This is a genomic window from Nonomuraea aridisoli, from assembly GCF_003236395.1.
In the GTDB taxonomy this organism is placed as follows: Bacteria; Actinomycetota; Actinomycetes; order Streptosporangiales; family Streptosporangiaceae; genus Nonomuraea; species Nonomuraea aridisoli.
On sequence record NZ_POUD01000086.1, the window covers coordinates 1 to 17221 of the forward strand.

The following is a 17221-nucleotide window of genomic DNA, read 5'->3' on the forward strand; positions in this document are numbered from 1 at the left end:
CCGCGGCCACCCCCGCCCCGATCCGGCCGAGCCCGATCAGCCCGAGGGTGCGGCCGTGCAGGTCGGCGCCGACCGTGCTCTGCCATGGCCCGCCCGCGCGCAGCGCGGTCGCCTCGGGCACCAGGTGGCGGGCCAGGCCGAGGATCAGCGCCCAGGTCAGCTCCACCGTCGAGGTCGAGCCGCCGGACGTGCCGCAGACCGTGACGCCGTGCGCCCGGGCGGCCTCGAGGTCGATGGAGGCGTTGCGCATGCCGGTGGTGACGAGCAGGCGCAGGTTGGGCAGCCGGTCGAACACCTCGGCGGGGAACGGTGTGCGCTCCCGCATGGCGACCACGATCTCGCAGTCGCGCACGGCCGCCACGAGGTCGTCGCGGCTCGCGAAGTGCTCGCGGAAGCTCGTGGCCCGCACCCGGGACCAGTCGGCGAGGCCCAGGGCCACGCCCTGGTAGTCGTCCAGCACGGCGCATCGCAGCATGACCAGACATGCTACGGAAGGTCCCCCTGCTCCAGCTCCCCGGGGCGGCCGGGGAGCTGGAGCCCGTTCAGCCGGTGGCCTGGCGTTCGCGCGGCGGGTGGAGCGCCGCGTCCAGAACGCGCATTTCAGGCCTCCATATCCGTTGGACGTCTCAGACGCCACAAAAGTTCACGAATCATCAGATCTCGCTCCGAAACCGCTCCCAGGCGCTCTGCCGGGTCATGCCGAGCGCCGCTCCGATGCGCTCCCAGCTGACGTCGCGCGTGCGCAAATACGACACCCAGTCGTGCAGGTTGTCGTCCACCTGAGCCTGCACGGCGGCGATTTTCGGAAGGTGGTCGAGAATTTGCTCGTCGGTCATCGACTCCCACGCGGGAAGCCGGGGCTCGCCGGAATCTTGTTCGGCGGAATGCCGCTCGGCCTCGAGGATTTCGTGGCACAGGCCGACGCACTCATCGCAAATGTGCACCCCTGGACCGGCGATCAGCTTGTTCACGTCCGTGCTCTTCTTGTGGCAGAACGAACAGCGGAGCTTGTCCTTCCAGTCAGGCATGGCCTGACACTACGCCCGTCAGGCCGCACCTGACAAGCCTTCGATCCGGTCCCGCTGCAGCTGGGCCCGCAGGATCTCCTGCCGCTCCTCGTTGATCCGGCGCAGGATCGTCATGTACGCGTTCAGCACCTGGCAGTACTTCGTCCGCGCGGTCTCCAACTGGTCGCGCAGCTCCAGGGCGCGGGCGGTCTCACCTCGCCGCTCCGCCTCCATCAGCAGCGTCCGCGCCTCGTCCACGATCTCCTCGGCCCGCAGCCTCGTACGGCGCAGCAGCGCAGAGCATTCGTACAGCTCTCCCAGCCGTGCCGAGGAGACGATGAACTCGGCCGTGTGCACGACCGACCCGCCGGTCACATCCCCGCGGAGCTCCGATCCCATTTCCCGCCACCTCCCGCCTCAAGGTTGCCTAACTGTAGACGCCTATGTGCCGTCGGAGGATCACGCAGCGTACGCGGTGGTGCCGTAGTGATCCGCGTGGTGAGGATTCTTCTCCCGGGAGGGAAAACCTCACCCCTGAAACGCATTCGGTGCCGGCTGAATGCGTAATTGGCGGGTGTGCCGCCCATTATTGGCCGATTGCCGCGATTCTCCGGAGTTAGCAAATGGAGGGGATGAAGACCTCGGATCCGCCCCCGCGGGACCCATCGCTCGTCACATACTGAAACGGAATGGCAGCGCAACGTGACGGTGAGAGTGGCGGCGATGGTGGCGATGTCGGCGACAGGGACCGGAGACGACGCGGTCGACGTCAGCGTCGTCATCCCCGTGCACAACTGCCGGGCCTACCTCGACCGGTGCCTCACCTCCGCGCTGGTGCAGCGGGTGAAGAAGGAGATCGTCGTCGTGGACGACGGCTCCACCGACGGCAGCGCCGAACTCCTCGACCTGTACGCCGAATACCACGGCGACACCATCAAGGTCGTCCGCATCCCCGGCGGGAGCACCGGCGCCGGCCGGCCGCGCAACCTCGGCATCGAGCACGCCACCGGCCGTTACGTCTTCTTCTGCGACGCAGACGACTACCTCGGCCCCGAGGCCCTGGAACGCATGGTCGCCATGGCCGACAGGAACGGCTCCGACATCGTCCTCGGCAAGGTCGTCGGCCACGGCCGGCGGGCGCCGCAGTCGATGTTCCAGCGCAGCGCCGACCGGGCGGAGCTGGGCGACAGCACCGTCTACAACAGCCTGAGCTGCTTCAAGCTGTTCCGCCGCGAGCTCATCGAACACCACCGCATCCGCTTCGGCGAGGGCATGCTCGTCGGCGAGGACATCCTGTTCACCGTGCACGCCTACTGCCACGCCAGGGTGATCTCGGTGGTGGCCGACTACGACTGCTACCACCTGGTCTCGCGCCCCGACGGCAGCAGCATCATGCAGCAGCCCGGCAGCCGCGACCCGCTCGGCTGGCTGACCATGATCCGCGAACCGATCCGGCTCATGGCCCGGCACGTCGAGCCCGGCCCGCTGCGCGACCACCTGCTCCGCCGGCACTTCCGGCTCGACGTCTTCGCCCAGCTCGGGCCGGCGTTCCTGGAGAGCGACGACGTGCGCCGCAAGGACATCGCGCGGGAGGTTGCCGCGCTGTGCGACGAGTGGTACACCCCCGGTGTCCACGAGCGGCTCGGCACCATCGACCGGCAGCGCGTCACCGCGCTCGACGACGTCGACCGCCTGGTGCGCCTGGCCCGCATCGAGAGCGCCACCATCCGCCGGCGCCTGACCGGGCTGCGCTGGGAGGGCGAGTGCCTGGTGGTCTCCGGCGCCGCCCGGCTCGCCGGCCATCCGAGGGACGACGGCCTGGCCGTGGTGCTGCGCGCCCGCCACGACCCGGCCCGCGAGCTGGTGCTGCCGGCCGAGCGCAAGGGCGGCGAGTTCACCGCCAGGGTCGACGTCGGCGCGCTCGACTCCGGCGTCTGGGACCTGAAGGTGGCGGTCGAGATCGAGGGCGTCGTCCGGCTCGGCCGGCTCGGCGCCGAGCGCGACAGCGGCGTCGGACGTCCCCAGCCCCGGATGGTCGGCGGCGTGGTGGCGGTGCCGTACTTCACCCGCGACAACGGCAACCTGAGCATCGACATGGGCGGCCACGTGGCGGCGGTGCCGGGCGCGGCGCGGCTCGTCCGCACCCGGTGGACGTTCGGGCAGCGGCTCCTCGTCGACGGCGAGGTCAGCGTGGCCGGCACCGCCCCGGCGGCCGCGGCGATCCGGCGGATCGTCTGGCGCGAGCGGACCACCGGCAGCGAACGCGACGACCGGGTGGTGGCCCTGCCCGGCGGCGGGTTCGTGGCCAGGCCCGCGGTGGGGCGGCTGGCACCCGGCACCTGGGACGCGTACCTGGAGCTGGAATTGGGCGGTCCCCCCGCCCGGTTCAGGATCGAGACGGACGAGGACACCGTCGCGGCGCCGCGCGGCTGGTGGGCGGTGGCGCTGCTGCGCACGGTGCGGCCGTACGCGACGCCGGGCAAGGGGCGGCTCAGCGCGGTGGTGCGGCGGCTGACCCCTCGGCGGCTCATCAAGAGGATGATTCGGTAATTGCCACCTATGTGCAGGTGCAAATCTATGTCCTACAGTGGGAGCGCTTGTCCGTTCTCTCGGCATGGAGGCCTGCCGTGCACGTACCCGATGGCTTCTTCAACGCGGTCACCTCCCTGTCGGCCGGCGTGGTGGCCGCCGCCGGGGTCGCGGTCTGCCTGCGTGGCGCGCGCAGGGAGCTCGACGACCGCACCGCCCCGATGGCCGGGCTCGTGGCCGCGTTCATCTTCGCCGTGCAGATGCTGAACTTCCCCGTCGCCGCCGGCACCAGCGGCCACCTGCTGGGAGGAGCGCTGGCCGCGATACTCGTCGGGCCCTATACAGGTATGTTGTGCATGGCCGTCGTCCTGCTGGTGCAGGGCGTGTTCTTCGCCGACGGCGGCCTGACGGCGCTCGGCGTCAACATCACGATCATGGGCATCGTCACCGTGCTCGTCGGCTGGGGCGTCTTCCGGCTGGTCACCGGCCTGGCGCGGGGGAAGGTCGTGGTGGCCGCGTTCCTGGCCGCGCTGGTCTCGGTGCCCGCCTCGGCGCTGGTCTTCACGCTGCTGTTCTGGATCGGCGGCACGGCGCCGATCGAGGTCGGCGCGGTGGCCGCCGCGATGGGCGGCGTGCACGTCCTGATCGGCATCGGCGAGGCCGTCATCACGGCCCTGACCGTCGGCGCGGTGCTGGCCGTCCGCCCCGACCTCGTGTACGGCGCCCGCGGCCTGGCCAGGCCCCTGGTCCTGCGCGGCGCCGAAGGAACCACCACGACCGTGGGCGAGGAGCGGCCGGTGGCCGCCTCGGGCAGGCTCAAGCCGTTCCTGTTCGGCGGCGTCGGCCTGACGCTCGTGCTGGCCGGCGTGGTGTCGTTCTTCGCCTCGCCCGAGCCCGACGGGCTGGAGGCGGTGGCCGAGACCCACGGCTTCGGCGAGCAGGCGGGCGACCACGTGTTCGGGCAGTGGGCCCTGGCGGACTACGGTGACGTGGGTGGAATCCCGGTCGGCGTGGCCGGGATCATCGGCGTCGGGCTCGTGCTGCTGATCGGCGGTGTCGTGGCCCACGTCGCCAGGAGTCGTGACAAGACCAAGGTGTGACACGTGGGCGCGGGCCATCATCACCAGCTCTACCTGCCGGGCGATTCGGTCGTGCACCGGCTGCCGCCGCAGTGCAAGCTGCTCGCGGTGCTCGCCTTCGCCATCGTGGTGGTGGCCACGCCGCGCGAGCGGTTCTGGGCCTTCGCGGCGTATGCGGCGCTGCTCGCGGCCGTCGCGGTGGCCGCCCGGGTGCCCGCCGGGCACATCGTGCGGCGGATGGCGATCGAGATCCCGTTCGTGTTGTTCGCGTTCCTCATCCCGGTGATCGGGCTGGGGGAGCGCACGACCGTGCTGGGGCTCTCGCTGAGCGTGCCGGGCCTGTGGGCGGCCTGGAACATCCTGGCCAAGGCCACGCTCGGGGTGGTCGCCTCGATCCTGCTGGCGGCCACGACGGAGCCGCGGGTGATCCTCGTCGGGGCGCAGCGGCTGCGGCTGCCGAGCCTGCTGGTGCAGATCGCCATGTTCATGCTCCGCTACATGGACGTCATCGTGGACGAGATGCGGCGGATGAGGGTGGCCAGGGAGTCGCGCGGGTTCGTGGCGCGCGACGTCCGGCACATCCCGGTGCTCGCGCGTTCGGCCGGGGCGCTGTTCATCCGTTCGTACGAGCGGGGCGAGCGGGTGCACCTGGCGATGCTGAGCCGCGGCTACACCGGCGAAATGCCGATTACTCACGATATTTCGGCATCGGTACGCCAATGGGGCACCGCTCTCGCCCTGCCCGCCGTGGCCCTGGCAATATGGGGCCTACCGTGGTGAACTCACTCGAAGTCCGGCAGCTCGCCTACGCCTACCCCGACGGCACCCAGGCGTTGTTCGGCGTCGACCTGTCGATCGCCCGCGGCGAGCGCGTGGCCCTGCTCGGCCCCAACGGCGCCGGCAAGACGACCCTCGTCATGCACCTCAACGGCATTCTCACCGCCGGGCACGGCACTGTCACCGTGGCCGGCACCCCGGTCGCGAAAGACACCCTGAAGGAGATCAGGCAGCGCGTCGGCCTGGTCTTCCAGGACCCCGACGACCAGCTCTTCATGCCCACCGTCCGCGACGACGTCGCCTTCGGCCCGGCCAACGCGGGCGTGCGCGGCGCGGAACTCGACCGGGTGGTGGAGGACGCGCTGGATCAGGTGGGCATGCTGGAGTTCGCCGACCGGCCCCCGCACCACCTGTCGTTCGGTCAGCGGCGCAGGGTCGCGGTGGCCACGGTGCTCGCGATGAGACCGGAGATCCTGGTGCTCGACGAGCCCTCGTCCAACCTCGACCCGGCCGCCCGCCGTGAGCTGGCGGAGATCCTGCGCTCGCTCGACGTGACGGTGCTCATGGTCACCCACGACCTGCCGTACGCGCTGGAGCTGTGCGAGCGCGCGCTCATCCTGTCCGGCGGGGTGATCGCCGCCGACGGGCCCACCCGCGAGCTGCTGGCCGACACCGGCCTGCTGGCCCGCCACCGTCTGGAACTTCCGTACGGGTTCGCCATTCCGGCCGGTTGACCGTGCTTGACGGGTGTTTGGCCCCTGTTTAGAGGGGCCTTGCCCTGCTGCATCAGACTCTTCGTAGTTTGTGCATGCCCGCTTGCCGGGGATGTCGAAGTACAGTGGCTCATCGAGGAGGGGCCAAATGAAGCTGCGGCTTGCGCGACACGCCCTGGGCGATGCCGTGGTGGTGGCCGTTGAGGGAGAGCTTGACCTGTTCACCGCCCCGTTCCTGCGCGACGAGGTGCGTGACGCCATCAAGCAGGACGGCGCCAGGCTCGTGCTCGACCTGCAGCAGCTGTCGTTCATGGATTCCAGCGGCCTGTCGGTGCTCATCGAGGCATGGCGGCTGGCGACCGGGGAGGGTGGCGGCGTGTCCCTGGCCGCGCCGCAGGCGCCGGTGGCGCGGATCCTCCGCACCACCGGGCTCGACCGGCGCATCAAGGTCTACGCCGACGTCGACACCGCCGTGGGAGAGATTTAGCCGCCCCCGAGTAGAACTTCATTCGGTTGGCGGGTTAGGGTCCGGGATATGGACGTGAACGGATCTGCAGCAATCATCTCCGGCGGTGCCAGCGGCCTCGGTGAGGCCACGGCCCGCGAGCTGGCCCGCGCCGGCGCCACGGTGGTCATCGCCGACCTCAACGAGCAGCGCGGCAAGGCCATCGCCGACGAGCTCGGCGGAGTCTTCGTCAAGACGGACGTCTCCGACGAGGAGCAGGTGCAGGCGGCCGTCGACGCCGCCGTGGCCACCGGCAAGCCGCTGCGCGTGGTGGTCAACAGCGCCGGCATCGGGTGGGCCGAGCGCACGGTCAACCGCGACGGCAACCCGCACAACCCGGCCTCGTACCGCAAGGTCATCGAGGTCAACCTGATCGGCACGTTCAACCTCATGCGCATCGGCGCGGCGGCCGTCGCCAAGACCGCGCCCGCCGACGAGGACGGCCAGCGCGGCGTCGTCATCAACACGGCGTCCGTGGCGGCGCTGGAGGGGCAGACCGGGCAGGTGGCCTACTCCGCCTCCAAGGGCGGCATCGTCGGCATGACCGTGCCGGCCGCGCGCGACCTGGCCGCCATCGGCGTCCGGGTCAACACGATCTGCCCCGGCATCATCGACACCCCGATCTACGGCTTCTCGCCCAACTCCGAGGAGTTCAAGGCCAAGCTGGTCGCGCCGGTGGTCTTCCCCAAGCGCATGGGGCGGGCCGACGAGTTCGCCCACCTGGTCAGGTCGCTCATCGAGAACGACTACATGAACGCCGAGGTCGTCCGCTTCGACGGCGGCATCCGCTTCCAGCCCAAGTGAGGTCTCGTGTCTGACGAAGTGCTCGTCGAAGAGTCCGGCAATGTGGCGATTCTCACCCTCAACCGGCCCAAGGCCCGCAACGCCGTCAACGGGGCCGTGGCGAGGGGCGTCGCCGAGGCGCTGGACGCGCTGGACGCCCGTCCCGACATCTCCGCGTACGTCCTGACCGGCGCCGGCGGCACGTTCTGCGCGGGGATGGACCTGAAGGGGTTCCTGACCGGCGACCTGCCGGTCGTGCAGGGCCGCGGGTTCGGCGGGCTGACCGAGTCGCCGCCGAAGAAGCCCCTCGTCGCCGCCGTCGAGGGGTACGCCCTGGCGGGCGGCTTCGAGATGGCCATGGCCTGCGACGTGATCGTGGCCTCGTCCGACGCCACGTTCGGGCTGCCCGAGCCCAAGCGCGGGCTGGTGGCCGGCGCGGGCGGCGTCATGCGGCTTCCGCGGCGGATCCCGTACCACGTGGCCATGGAGATCGCCCTCACCGGCGACCACTACCCGGCCTCCCGCCTGTACGAGCTCGGCCTGGTCAACCGGGTCACCGAGCCGGGCAAGGCGCTGGAGGGCGCACTGGAGCTGGCCAAGAAGATCGCGGCCAACGCCCCGCTCGCGCTCGCCGCGACCAAGAAGGTGATCATCGAATCGCAGGACTGGTCGCTGGAGGAGATGTTCAAGAAGCAGGGCGAGATCATCAACCCGGTGTTCGGCTCCAAGGACGCCATGGAGGGCGCGGCGGCCTTCGCCGAGAAGCGCGCCCCCCAGTGGAAGGGCGAATGACCTGATCCCCTCCCGTCCTCGCCTCGGGCGGGAGGGGCTTCTCCCTTTACACGCGCTTACGTCTTCCTGGTTACGGTAAAGAAAGAGAAGACGACCTACCGGGAGAGCGCATGAGCGACTATTCGGGTTCGAGGTTCAGGCGTGGCGCCGGAGCCCTCCTGTCCGGCGCGGTCAGCGCGTTCATCATCGTGGTCGCCATGCTGGCGGTGATGTGGGTCGTCGAGATCGTCGACTTCCTCATCACTCCGTACGACACGAGCTTCGGCCTGCTCGACCGGCAGTTCGGCATCGTGGGGTGGGACGGCGACGGCCTCATCGGCATCATCTTCGCGCCGTTCCTGCACGGCGGCTTCGGCCACCTGATGGCCAATTCCGTGCCGCTGCTGATCCTGGGCTTCCTCGCGGGGCTGCGCGACGTCGGCAAGTTCCTCTGGGCGACCGTCCTGATCATCTTCATCGGCGGCCTCGGCACGTGGCTCACCACGCCGATCAACGTCGTGACGGTCGGGGCCAGCGGGCTGGTGTTCGGCTACTTCGGCTTCATCCTGGCCCGCGGCCTGTTCGACCGCCGGCTGCTCGACATCGCGATCGCCGTCGGCGTCGGCGTCGCCTACTGGGGCATCCTGGCGGGCCTGCTGCCCAACCAGCAGGGCATCTCGTGGCAGGGCCACCTGTTCGGCCTCATCGGCGGCGTGGTGGCCGCCTGGGTGCTGCGCCGCCGCCGGCCCGCCGTCACCGCCCCGTACCCGTACTAGGGCACGGCGGGGCGCCGGAAGGTGCCGTGCCAGTGGGCGAGGGCGACCTCCCTGGCGACCGCCGCGTCGTCGGCGGCGTCGCCGTCCGCGATGTGCTGGGACAACACGGCGAAGCCGCCGAAGACGACGACCCTGGCGCCGATCTCGGGATCGACGTCCGGCCCCAGCAGGCCGGCGCGCTGGTCGGCGCGCAGCCGGTCGGCCACCGTCCGGTGGAAGCGGCCGAGCTGGGCGTTCCAGGCGGCGCGGACCGCCGGGTCGTACGTGGCCGCCTCGTTGATCGCCCTGAGCACCGCGGCGTTCTCCCGGTACAGGGTGAGGACGTCCTCATAGGCGCGCGCGAGGCCCTCCCAGTCGGCCTCCCGCTCGCTCTGCCAGCGGGAGACGATGTCGAAGGACTTCTGCTTCAAGGAGGTGGCCAGCAGCAGCAACAGCTCGCTCTTGTCCCTGAAGTGCACGTAGAACGAGGAGCGCGCCACCTTCGCCTCGGCGGCGATGCGCTGCACGCCGAGCTCGGTGAAGCCGACGCCCTCGGTCAGCAGCCGCTGAGTGGTGGCCAGCAGCCTGGCTCTGACCGCGGTGCGGTCTTCGTCACTCCTGGGGGGACGCCGGGTGATCGAGGGCATCTCATGACTCCTTCGCTCGTCTGGGGGTCAGCGGGCCTGGTGGATGAGGTGGAACTCGGTGAAGCCCTTCAGGCCCCACCGGCCGCTCTCCACGCCGATGCCGCTCCACTTGACGCCGGCGAACGGCTCGTCCAGGCTCGACGCGGTGTGGGTGTTCACCCACGTCATGCCGGCCTCGAGCCGTTCGGCCACCGCCGCCGCCCGCTCCACGTCCTCGCCCCAGACGGAGCTGCCGAGGCCGAAGTGGGTGGCGTTGGCCCGGGCCACGGCGTCGTCCAGGTCGCGGTAGCCGATGACGGGCAGCGCCGGGCCGAACTGCTCCTCGTCGACGATGCGCACACCGTCGCCGAGGTCGGTCAGGATCGTCGGCTGGTAGAAGTATCCCCTGCCGTCGATCGCCTTTCCGCCGGCGGCCACGGTGGCCCCGTGCCGGACGGCGTCGTCCACCAGCTCGGCGACCCGCTCCAGCTGCGGACGGTTGTTGACCGGGCCGAGCTCGGTGCCGGCGAGCGAGCCGTCGCCGACCTTCGCCTTGCGGGCCAGCTCGGCGAGGGCCTCGACGAGCGCGGGCCGCAGTGACTCGTGGGCGTACACCCGCTTGGGCGCCACGCACACCTGGCCGGTGTTGGAGAAGGCGCGGGGGAAGACGCCCTCGGCCACCCGGACGGGGTCGGCGTCCTCCAGCACGATCACCGGGTCGTTGCCGCCGAGCTCGAGGGTGGTGCGCTTCAGGTCGGCCGCCGCGGCGGCGGCGATGGCCTTGCCCGTCGCGATGGAGCCGGTGAAGCTGATCTTGCGGATGAGGGGGTGCGTCGTCATGGCCGCGCCCGCCTCGCTGCCGCCGCTGATGACGTTGAGGACGCCGGCGGGCATCACCTCCCGCAGGACCTCCCCGACCTTCAACGAGGACAGCGGCGTGAAGGGGGAGGGCTTGAGCACCACGGTGTTCCCGGCCGACAACGCCGGCGCGACCTTCGCGCCCGCGAGCGTGAGGGGGAAGTTCCACGGGGCGATGACCGCGACGGGGCCGAGCGGGCGCCGTACGAGCTGGACGTAGGCGCTCTCGTCGTCACGCAGCACCTCGCGCGGCAGCTCCATGTCCGCGTAGTAGCGGAAGAACAGGGCCATCGTCCGCACCTCCCGCGCCGACTCGGCGAGGGGCTTGCCCTGCTCGGCGGTCAGGATGGGCACGATCTCGTCCAAGGCGGCCAGCAGGGCGTCGGAGGCCGCGTTCAGCACCTCCCGGCGCGTCCTCGCATCGGAACGCCACGACGGGTACGCCTCGGCGGCGGCACGCACGGCCGCGTCCACGTCGGCCACCGACGCGTCGGGCGCGGTGGCGAAGACCTCACCGGTGGCAGGGTTCACAACGTCGAAATGCGCCGCCGTCGGATGGGCTCGCCCTCCGACGGTCGACGAGACGGCAACGGCACGTTCGGAAACAGACAAGGGTCACTCCAAGATGGTCGAGCCCGGCCGTGCTGACCAGGCATTCATCAGCGTAACCCCGATTCCGCCCATTTCGGACATGGTGTCGGACACACTGTCCGATCGACGGCACGAAAAAAGGGCGACCGAAGCGGTCGCCCTTTTGGTTGAACGGAAGACTCTAGAGGCGCTCGACCACGTAGTCCACGCAGGTCGTCAGGGCCTCGATGTCGGCCGGGTCGATCGCCGGGAACATGGCGATGCGCAGCTGGTTGCGGCCCAGCTTGCGGTACGGCTCGGTGTCGACGATGCCGTTGGCGCGCAGCACCTTGGCCACGGCGGCGGCGTCGACGGACTCGGCGAAGTCGATCGTGCCGACCACCTGCGAGCGGAACTCCGGCGCGGCGAACGGCGTCGCGTAGGACGACTTCTCGGCCCAGGTGTACAGGCGCTGGCTGGAGTCGGCCGTGCGGGCGGTCGTCCAGGCCAGGCCGCCGTTGCCGTTCATCCAGTCGAGCTGGTCGGCCAGCAGGAACAGCGTGGCCACGGCCGGAGTGTTGTAGGTCTGGTCCTTCGAGGAGTTGTCGATGGCGACCGGCAGGCTGAAGAACTCCGGCACGTAGCGGCCGCTCGCGGCGATCTCCTCGACCCTGGCCAGGGCGCGCGGCGACATGATCGCGATCCACAGGCCGCCGTCGGAGGCGAAGCTCTTCTGCGGCGCGAAGTAGTAGACGTCGGTCTCGGCGATGTCGACGGGCAGGCCGCCCGCGCCGGAGGTGGCGTCGACGAGCACCAGCGCGTCGTCGCCGCCCACGCGGGTGATCGGCATGGCGACGCCGGTCGAGGTCTCGTTGTGGGTGAGCGCGTAGGAGTCGACGCCGTCCTCGGCGACCGCCTTCGGGTGCGTGCCGACCTCGGCGGCGATGACGCTCGGCTCGGCGAGCCACGGGGCCTTCTTGGCCACCGCGGCGAACTTCGAGGAGAACTCGCCGAACGACAGGTGCTGGGACTTCTCGCGGATGAGCCCGAAGGCGGCGATGTCCCAGAACGCGGTGGTGCCGCCGTTGCCGAGGACGACCTGGTAGCCCTCCGGCAGCGAGAACAGGTCGGCCAGGCCGGAACGGACGCGGCCGACCAGGTTCTTGACCGGCTTCTGGCGGTGCGAGGTGCCCATGACGCTCGCGCCGGAGGCGGCGAGCGCGGCCAGCTGCTCGGTGCGAACCTTCGAGGGCCCGCAGCCGAAACGGCCGTCGGCGGGCTTGATGTCAGCGGGAATCACGATGTCAGCCACGTAACGGAGCCTACCGACCTGCGCGGATGGGCCGGTAAGCCGGTCCGGATCCTGAGACCTCCCAGGAAAGCGGAACGGCTACCGCGGCGTGGGGATACACGCGCGGTAGCCGTCGTGGGGAAGGCCGCCGGTCAGTACTTGCCGATGACCTCGTCGGCGCCCGGGACCTCGCTCAGGGGACGGGAGGTGGGGCCGGTGTAGTTGGCGCTCGGGCGGACCAACCGGCCCGTGCGCTTCTGCTCGAGGATGTGCGCGGCCCAGCCGGCCGTGCGCGCGCAGGTGAACATCGAGGTGAACATGTGGGAGGGGACCTCGGCGAAGTCGAGCACCACGGCCGCCCAGTACTCCACGTTGGTGGCGAGCACGCGGTCGGGCTTGCGGGCGTGCAGCTCCTCCAGGGCCGCCTGCTCCAGCGCCGCCGCGACCTCGTAACGGGGCGCGTCGAGCTCCTTGGCGGTGCGCCGCAGCACGCGGGCGCGCGGGTCCTCCGCGCGGTAGACGCGGTGACCGAAGCCCATGAGACGGTTGCCCTTGTCGAGCTCGCCCTGGACGTACTTCTTGGCGTCGCCGAGCTGCTCGACGCCCTCGATCATGTGGAGCACGCGGGCCGGGGCGCCGCCGTGCAGCGGGCCCGACATGGCGCCGACGGCGCCGGAGAGCGCGGCGGCCACGTCGGCGCCGGTGGAGGCGATGACGCGGGCGGTGAACGTGGAGGCGTTCATGCCGTGCTCGGCCGCGGAGGTCCAGTAGGCGTCGATGGCCTTGACGTGCTTGGGATCGGGCTCACCGCGCCAGCGGATCATGAAACGCTCGACGATCGTCTTGGCCTCGTCGACGCGGCTCTCGGGGACCATCGGCAGGCCGAGCCCGCGCGCGGACTGAGCCACGAAGGAGAGCGCCATCACCGAGGCGCGCGCGAGCTGGTCGCGGGCCTCGTCGTCGCTGATGTCGAGCAGGGGCTTGAAGCCATAGGCCGGAGCGAGCATGGCGAGCGCGCTCTGGACGTCTACGCGGATGTCACCGGAGTGGACAGGGATGGGGTACGGCTCCGCCGGGGGGAGACCCGGCTGGAACTGGTTGTCGACCAGCAGGCCCCAAACGTGCCCGAACGGGACACGGCCGACCAGCTCTTCGATGTCGACGCCCCGGTATCGAAGGGCGCCCCCTTCTTTGTCCGGTTCCGCGATCTCGGTCTCGAAAGCTACGACGCCTTCGAGTCCGGGTTTGAAGTCGGACATACTCGGCCGCCTCCCTTTCCTGCCATGTTTCGGCAATGCGATGCCTTGATGTCGAGATACCGGCGGGTCAATTTAACCCCGTACCAGGTGGTGCTCGGTCTCCGGACCCGCCGTTGGAGGGAAACCGCTGGTAGGCGAGACGCGCCAGGCGCCGGTTCACGGCGGCCTGTGGCGACCCGCTGGAGGCGGCCCGCATGAGATCCGCCACACGAGCGCGCAAGAATACCGTTTTGTGGATGCCACCCCGCGCCCGCCCTTGCTGGCGGCGCTTCGCCGTACGTACGAGGGCGAGCCGCTGCTCGAAGCCGACCTCGCGCCCGATCCGATCACGCAGTTCGCCGTCTGGTTCCAGGAGGCGCTCGACGCCGGCCTGCCCGAGCCCAACGCCATGGTCCTGGCCACCGCCTCGGCCGGCGGCCGTCCGAGCGCGCGCACGGTGCTGCTGAAGGGCTACGACGAACGCGGTTTCGTCTTCTACACCAACTACGAGTCCCGCAAGGGCCGCGACCTGACCGAGAACCCCCGGGCGTCGCTGCTGTTCCCCTGGCACCCGCTGCGCCGCCAGGTGCGCGTCGAGGGCACCGTGACGCGCGTCTCGCACCAGGAATCGGCCGCCTACTTCGAGTCCCGCCCGTACGGCTCCCGCATCGGGGCCTGGGCCTCGCGGCAGTCGGCCGTCGTGCGCTCGCGCGAGGAGCTGGACGCCCGTTACGCCGAGCTGGCGGCCCGATGGCCGGAGAATCCGCCGGTGCCCGACTTCTGGGGCGGCTTCCGGGTGACCCCGATCGAGGTGGAGTTCTGGCAGGGCCAGCTCGACCGGATGCACGACAGGCTCCGTTACCGGCGTACCCGACCCGGATGGGTTTTGGAAAGGCTTGCCCCTTAAGGTGCTGCGGGTGGCATTCGGGGAGCTGGTCAAACGGCATCTGGTGGACACCCGGCCGCTCGGCGTCGCCGCGTTCCGGCGCATCTGGCTCGGGCAGACCGTCTCCAACATCGGCGTCGGCGTCACCGTCGTCGCCGTCGGGCAGCAGGTCTGGGAGCTGACCCACTCCTCCTTCTACGTCGGCCTGCTCGGCATGGCCAACTTCGTCCCGCTGATCGTCTTCGGCCTGTGGGGCGGGGCCGTCGCCGACGCTGTGGACCGGCGCAAGCTGCTGCTCGCCGGCTCGCTGATCGCCTGGGTCTCCACGCTGTTCATCCTCATCCAGGCCCTGGTGGGGATGGACAACGTCTGGCTGATCTTCGTCGCCGTCGCGCTCAACTCCACCGGCTTCGCGATCACCGGCCCGACCAGGGGCGCGATCATCCCGAGGATCCTCACGCCGGAGCTGGTGCCCGCCGCCAACGCGCTCAACTCGCTGGTCTACAGCATCGGCGCGGTGGCGGGGCCGATGATCGGCGCGGTGGCCCTGGCGAACGGCGGCTTCGCCGTCGCGTACGGAGTGGACGCCCTGCTGTTCACCGCGAGCCTCTACGCGGCCCTCAGACTGCCCTCACTGCCCCCGCTGGGCGAGGTGAGACGTCCGGGGGCCAGGGCCGTGGCGGAGGGCCTCAGATTCATCGCAGGCAGCCCGGTGCTGATGATGTCGTTCGTCGTGGACATCATCGCGATGGTGTTCGCCATGCCGCGGGCGCTCTTCCCCGAGCTGACCGACGTCAGCTTCGGCGGCTCCCCGGCCGCGCTCGGCTGGCTGAACGCCGCCATGGCCATCGGCTCCGTCGCCGGCGCGCTCTTCTCCGGCTGGGTCAGCCGGGTCTCCCGCCAGGGGGTCGCCCTGGTCGTCGTCATCACCGTCTGGGGCCTCGCCGTGGCCGCCGCGGGCCTGGCCGACAGCCTGTGGCTCGTGGTCACGTTCCTGGCCGTCGGCGGCGTCGCCGACGTGATCTCCTCGGTGTGGCGGCAGTCCATCCTCCAGCTGTACGCGCCCGACGAGATGCGCGGGCGGCTCCAGGGCGTCTTCACGGTGGTCGTGGCCGGCGGGCCGCGCCTCGGCGAGCTGCGCGCCGGTGCCACCGCGACGATGTTCGGGCTGAGCGGCGCGTGGGTGGGCGGCGGCATCGCCTGCGCCGTCACCGTGATCGCCGTCGGCCTTTCGGTGAGCGGCTTCCGCAACTTCCGCGCCCACCAGGCCACCGCGCCACGCTAGCCGCGCCTCACGCGGCGCGGGCCGCCGCGCGCAGGTCGGCGAGGAAGCCGTCGTACGCGTCCTCCCGGTCGGGCGCGCGCAGCACCGCGGACGGATGCACCGTCGCCACCGCCAGCGCCTCACCGAGCGGCACCGGCTCGCCCCTGTGCTGCGTCACCCGGAACGCGGGCCCGAGCAGCGACCTGGCCGCCGTCGCGCCGAGCACCACGACGACCTCGGGCCGCACCACGGCCAGCTCCGCGTTGAGCCACGGACGGCAGGCGGTGATCTCGGCGGCCGTCGGCTTCTGGTGGATCCGCCGGTTGCCCCGGGGCGTGAAGGAGAAGTGTTTGACCGCGTTCGTCACGTATACGTCCTCCCGCGCGATGCCGGCCTCCTCCAGTCCGCGGTCGAGCACGCGCCCCGCGGGCCCGACGAACGGATGCCCCTCGATGTCCTCCCGGTCGCCGGGCTGCTCACCCACGAGCATGAACGTGGCATGACCGGGACCCTCGCCGAAGACCGTCTGGGTGGCGTTGCGATACAGGTCACAGCCCTCGCAGCCGGCCGCCGCCGCGCGCAGCGCGTCGAGGTCGAGCCGGTCGGGAAGGAACTTCGCGGCCCCGTTGTTGCTGGTGTTAGCCATCGTCGGTCGTTTCTCCCACTAGGGTTCGTGTGACCTCTGTGCCCGCAGCGGACGGGCCCAGTCCCCGCTACGACCGCGTAACATTTCAGTTGGGAGGACTGCCTTGACCGCACACGGCCTGATCGACACCACGGAGATGTATCTCCGCACGATTTACGAGCTCGAAGAGGAGGGCATCGTCCCCCTTCGTGCCCGCATCGCCGAGCGCCTCCAGCAGAGCGGCCCCACTGTCAGCCAGACCGTCGCCCGCATGGAGCGCGACGGCCTCGTCCGCGTCGAGGGCGACCGGCACCTGTCGATGACCGACCTCGGGCGCACGCTGGCCACCCGCGTGATGCGCAAGCACCGTCTCGCCGAATGCCTGCTCATCCAGGTCATCGGGCTGCCCTGGGAAGAGGTGCACATCGAGGCGTGCCGCTGGGAGCACGTCATGTCCGACTCCGTCGAGGCGCGACTGGTGACGCTGCTCGACAACCCCACCTCCTGCCCCCACGGCAATCCCATCCCGGGCCTGGGCGAGCTGGGGGCACAGGAGCCGGCCGAGAGCGGCGCCGACGACGCCCTCGAGACCATGTCCGACCTGGCGGGCCCGCGTGACACCGCCGTGGTCGTGCGGCGAATTAGCGAACAAGTGCAAAGCGATCCCGCTGTGATGCTTAAACTCAAGCAAGTTGGGATACAACCCGGACGCGAGGTGACGCTCGCGGCGAGCGACGACGGTGTGCGGGTGACAGGTGACGGTGACGCAAGAGACAATCCCGCGGAGCTTCCGCGTGATGTCGCGGCGCACGTTTTTGTCTCCAAGCGCTGACGCGCGCGCAGCTGCTTGGTTGAATCCCCCTTGGGAGGCCCTCCACTCTCCCCTGGCCAAGACTGTTGCAGGAGCGCCCGTGGTCCGCTGTGCAGACATGCCACCTCGAGGA

Annotated in this window: 19 protein-coding genes; 11 read left to right on the forward strand and 8 right to left on the reverse strand. The window is 70.5% G+C overall.

Features of this window, described 5'->3' with window-relative positions:
- From C1J01_RS21230 to C1J01_RS21240, 3 genes are all read right to left on the reverse strand, one after another.
- The coding region (locus C1J01_RS21230) for an NAD(P)-dependent oxidoreductase (RefSeq protein ID WP_268958734.1) at nucleotides 1-475 on the reverse strand (475 nt) is incomplete at its 3' end.
- Between the two features lie 178 nt (nucleotides 476-653).
- Entirely contained in the window at nucleotides 654-1028 is a 375-nt protein-coding gene (locus C1J01_RS54125) for a ClpX C4-type zinc finger protein (protein WP_111180732.1), read from the reverse strand.
- Nucleotides 1029-1046: 18 nt separating this feature from the next.
- Complete coding sequence (locus tag C1J01_RS21240) at nucleotides 1047-1406, reverse strand: hypothetical protein (RefSeq protein WP_146615678.1); 360 nt, start codon at nucleotides 1404-1406, stop codon at nucleotides 1047-1049.
- 303 nt (nucleotides 1407-1709) lie between these two features.
- On the opposite strand from C1J01_RS21240, the gene C1J01_RS21245 reads away from it, so the two are divergent.
- The 8 genes from C1J01_RS21245 (at nucleotide 1710) to C1J01_RS21280 (ending at nucleotide 8940) form a co-directional block, all read left to right on the forward strand.
- Entirely contained in the window at nucleotides 1710-3557 is a 1848-nt protein-coding gene (locus C1J01_RS21245) for a glycosyltransferase family 2 protein (RefSeq protein ID WP_146615679.1), read from the forward strand.
- A gap of 77 nt (nucleotides 3558-3634) precedes the next feature.
- Nucleotides 3635-4636: an energy-coupling factor ABC transporter permease gene (locus C1J01_RS21250; RefSeq protein WP_111180735.1), complete on the forward strand. Its 1002-nt coding sequence runs from the start codon at nucleotides 3635-3637 to the stop codon at nucleotides 4634-4636.
- A 3-nt stretch (nucleotides 4637-4639) separates the two neighbouring features.
- Nucleotides 4640-5395 carry a cobalt ECF transporter T component CbiQ gene (gene cbiQ, locus C1J01_RS21255; RefSeq protein ID WP_111180736.1) on the forward strand — a complete coding sequence of 252 codons (756 nt, stop codon included), beginning with the start codon at nucleotides 4640-4642 and terminating at the stop codon, nucleotides 5393-5395.
- Complete coding sequence (locus C1J01_RS21260) at nucleotides 5377-6126, forward strand: energy-coupling factor ABC transporter ATP-binding protein (protein WP_111180737.1); 750 nt, start codon at nucleotides 5377-5379, stop codon at nucleotides 6124-6126. Before cbiQ ends, C1J01_RS21260 begins: the two co-directional genes overlap by 19 nt.
- A gap of 127 nt (nucleotides 6127-6253) precedes the next feature.
- Nucleotides 6254-6592: an STAS domain-containing protein gene (locus C1J01_RS21265; RefSeq protein ID WP_090768483.1), complete on the forward strand. Its 339-nt coding sequence runs from the start codon at nucleotides 6254-6256 to the stop codon at nucleotides 6590-6592.
- A 48-nt stretch (nucleotides 6593-6640) separates the two neighbouring features.
- The gene (locus C1J01_RS21270) at nucleotides 6641-7414 is read left to right on the forward strand and encodes an SDR family NAD(P)-dependent oxidoreductase (protein ID WP_111180738.1); all 774 of its coding nucleotides are present in this window, start codon (nucleotides 6641-6643) and stop codon (nucleotides 7412-7414) included.
- Nucleotides 7415-7420: 6 nt separating this feature from the next.
- On the forward strand, nucleotides 7421-8185 hold the full coding sequence (locus C1J01_RS21275; RefSeq protein ID WP_111180739.1) for a crotonase/enoyl-CoA hydratase family protein: 765 nt from the start codon (nucleotides 7421-7423) through the stop codon (nucleotides 8183-8185).
- 110 nt (nucleotides 8186-8295) lie between these two features.
- Entirely contained in the window at nucleotides 8296-8940 is a 645-nt protein-coding gene (locus C1J01_RS21280) for a rhomboid family intramembrane serine protease (RefSeq protein WP_111180740.1), read from the forward strand.
- Here C1J01_RS21280 and C1J01_RS21285 read toward each other — a convergent pair.
- The 4 genes from C1J01_RS21285 to C1J01_RS21300 form a co-directional block, all read right to left on the reverse strand.
- Entirely contained in the window at nucleotides 8937-9566 is a 630-nt protein-coding gene (locus tag C1J01_RS21285) for a TetR/AcrR family transcriptional regulator (protein WP_111180741.1), read from the reverse strand. The two genes, C1J01_RS21280 and C1J01_RS21285, sit on opposite strands and share 4 nt — an antisense overlap.
- Nucleotides 9567-9593: 27 nt before the next feature.
- On the reverse strand, nucleotides 9594-11015 hold the full coding sequence (locus tag C1J01_RS21290) for an aldehyde dehydrogenase family protein (protein ID WP_111180742.1): 1422 nt from the start codon (nucleotides 11013-11015) through the stop codon (nucleotides 9594-9596).
- A gap of 160 nt (nucleotides 11016-11175) precedes the next feature.
- Nucleotides 11176-12285: a phosphoserine transaminase gene (serC, locus tag C1J01_RS21295; protein WP_111180743.1), complete on the reverse strand. Its 1110-nt coding sequence runs from the start codon at nucleotides 12283-12285 to the stop codon at nucleotides 11176-11178.
- Between the two features lie 131 nt (nucleotides 12286-12416).
- Complete coding sequence (locus C1J01_RS21300; protein WP_111180744.1) at nucleotides 12417-13523, reverse strand: citrate synthase 2; 1107 nt, start codon at nucleotides 13521-13523, stop codon at nucleotides 12417-12419.
- 232 nt (nucleotides 13524-13755) lie between these two features.
- Between C1J01_RS21300 and pdxH the strand changes: the two genes are divergently transcribed.
- On the forward strand, nucleotides 13756-14409 hold the full coding sequence (pdxH, locus tag C1J01_RS21305) for a pyridoxamine 5'-phosphate oxidase (protein WP_111180745.1): 654 nt from the start codon (nucleotides 13756-13758) through the stop codon (nucleotides 14407-14409).
- 10 nt (nucleotides 14410-14419) lie between these two features.
- Entirely contained in the window at nucleotides 14420-15673 is a 1254-nt protein-coding gene (locus C1J01_RS21310) for an MFS transporter (protein WP_235854576.1), read from the forward strand.
- 7 nt (nucleotides 15674-15680) lie between these two features.
- On the opposite strand, the gene C1J01_RS21315 is transcribed toward C1J01_RS21310, so the two are convergent.
- Nucleotides 15681-16298 (reverse strand): UdgX family uracil-DNA binding protein, encoded by a 618-nt coding sequence (locus tag C1J01_RS21315; protein WP_111180746.1) that lies wholly within the window; start codon nucleotides 16296-16298, stop codon nucleotides 15681-15683.
- Between the two features lie 103 nt (nucleotides 16299-16401).
- Here C1J01_RS21315 and C1J01_RS21320 point away from each other — a divergent pair, with 103 nt between their 5' ends.
- Nucleotides 16402-17109: an iron-dependent transcriptional repressor DtxR gene (locus C1J01_RS21320; RefSeq protein WP_111180747.1), complete on the forward strand. Its 708-nt coding sequence runs from the start codon at nucleotides 16402-16404 to the stop codon at nucleotides 17107-17109.
- Nucleotides 17110-17221: the final 112 nt, after the last annotated feature.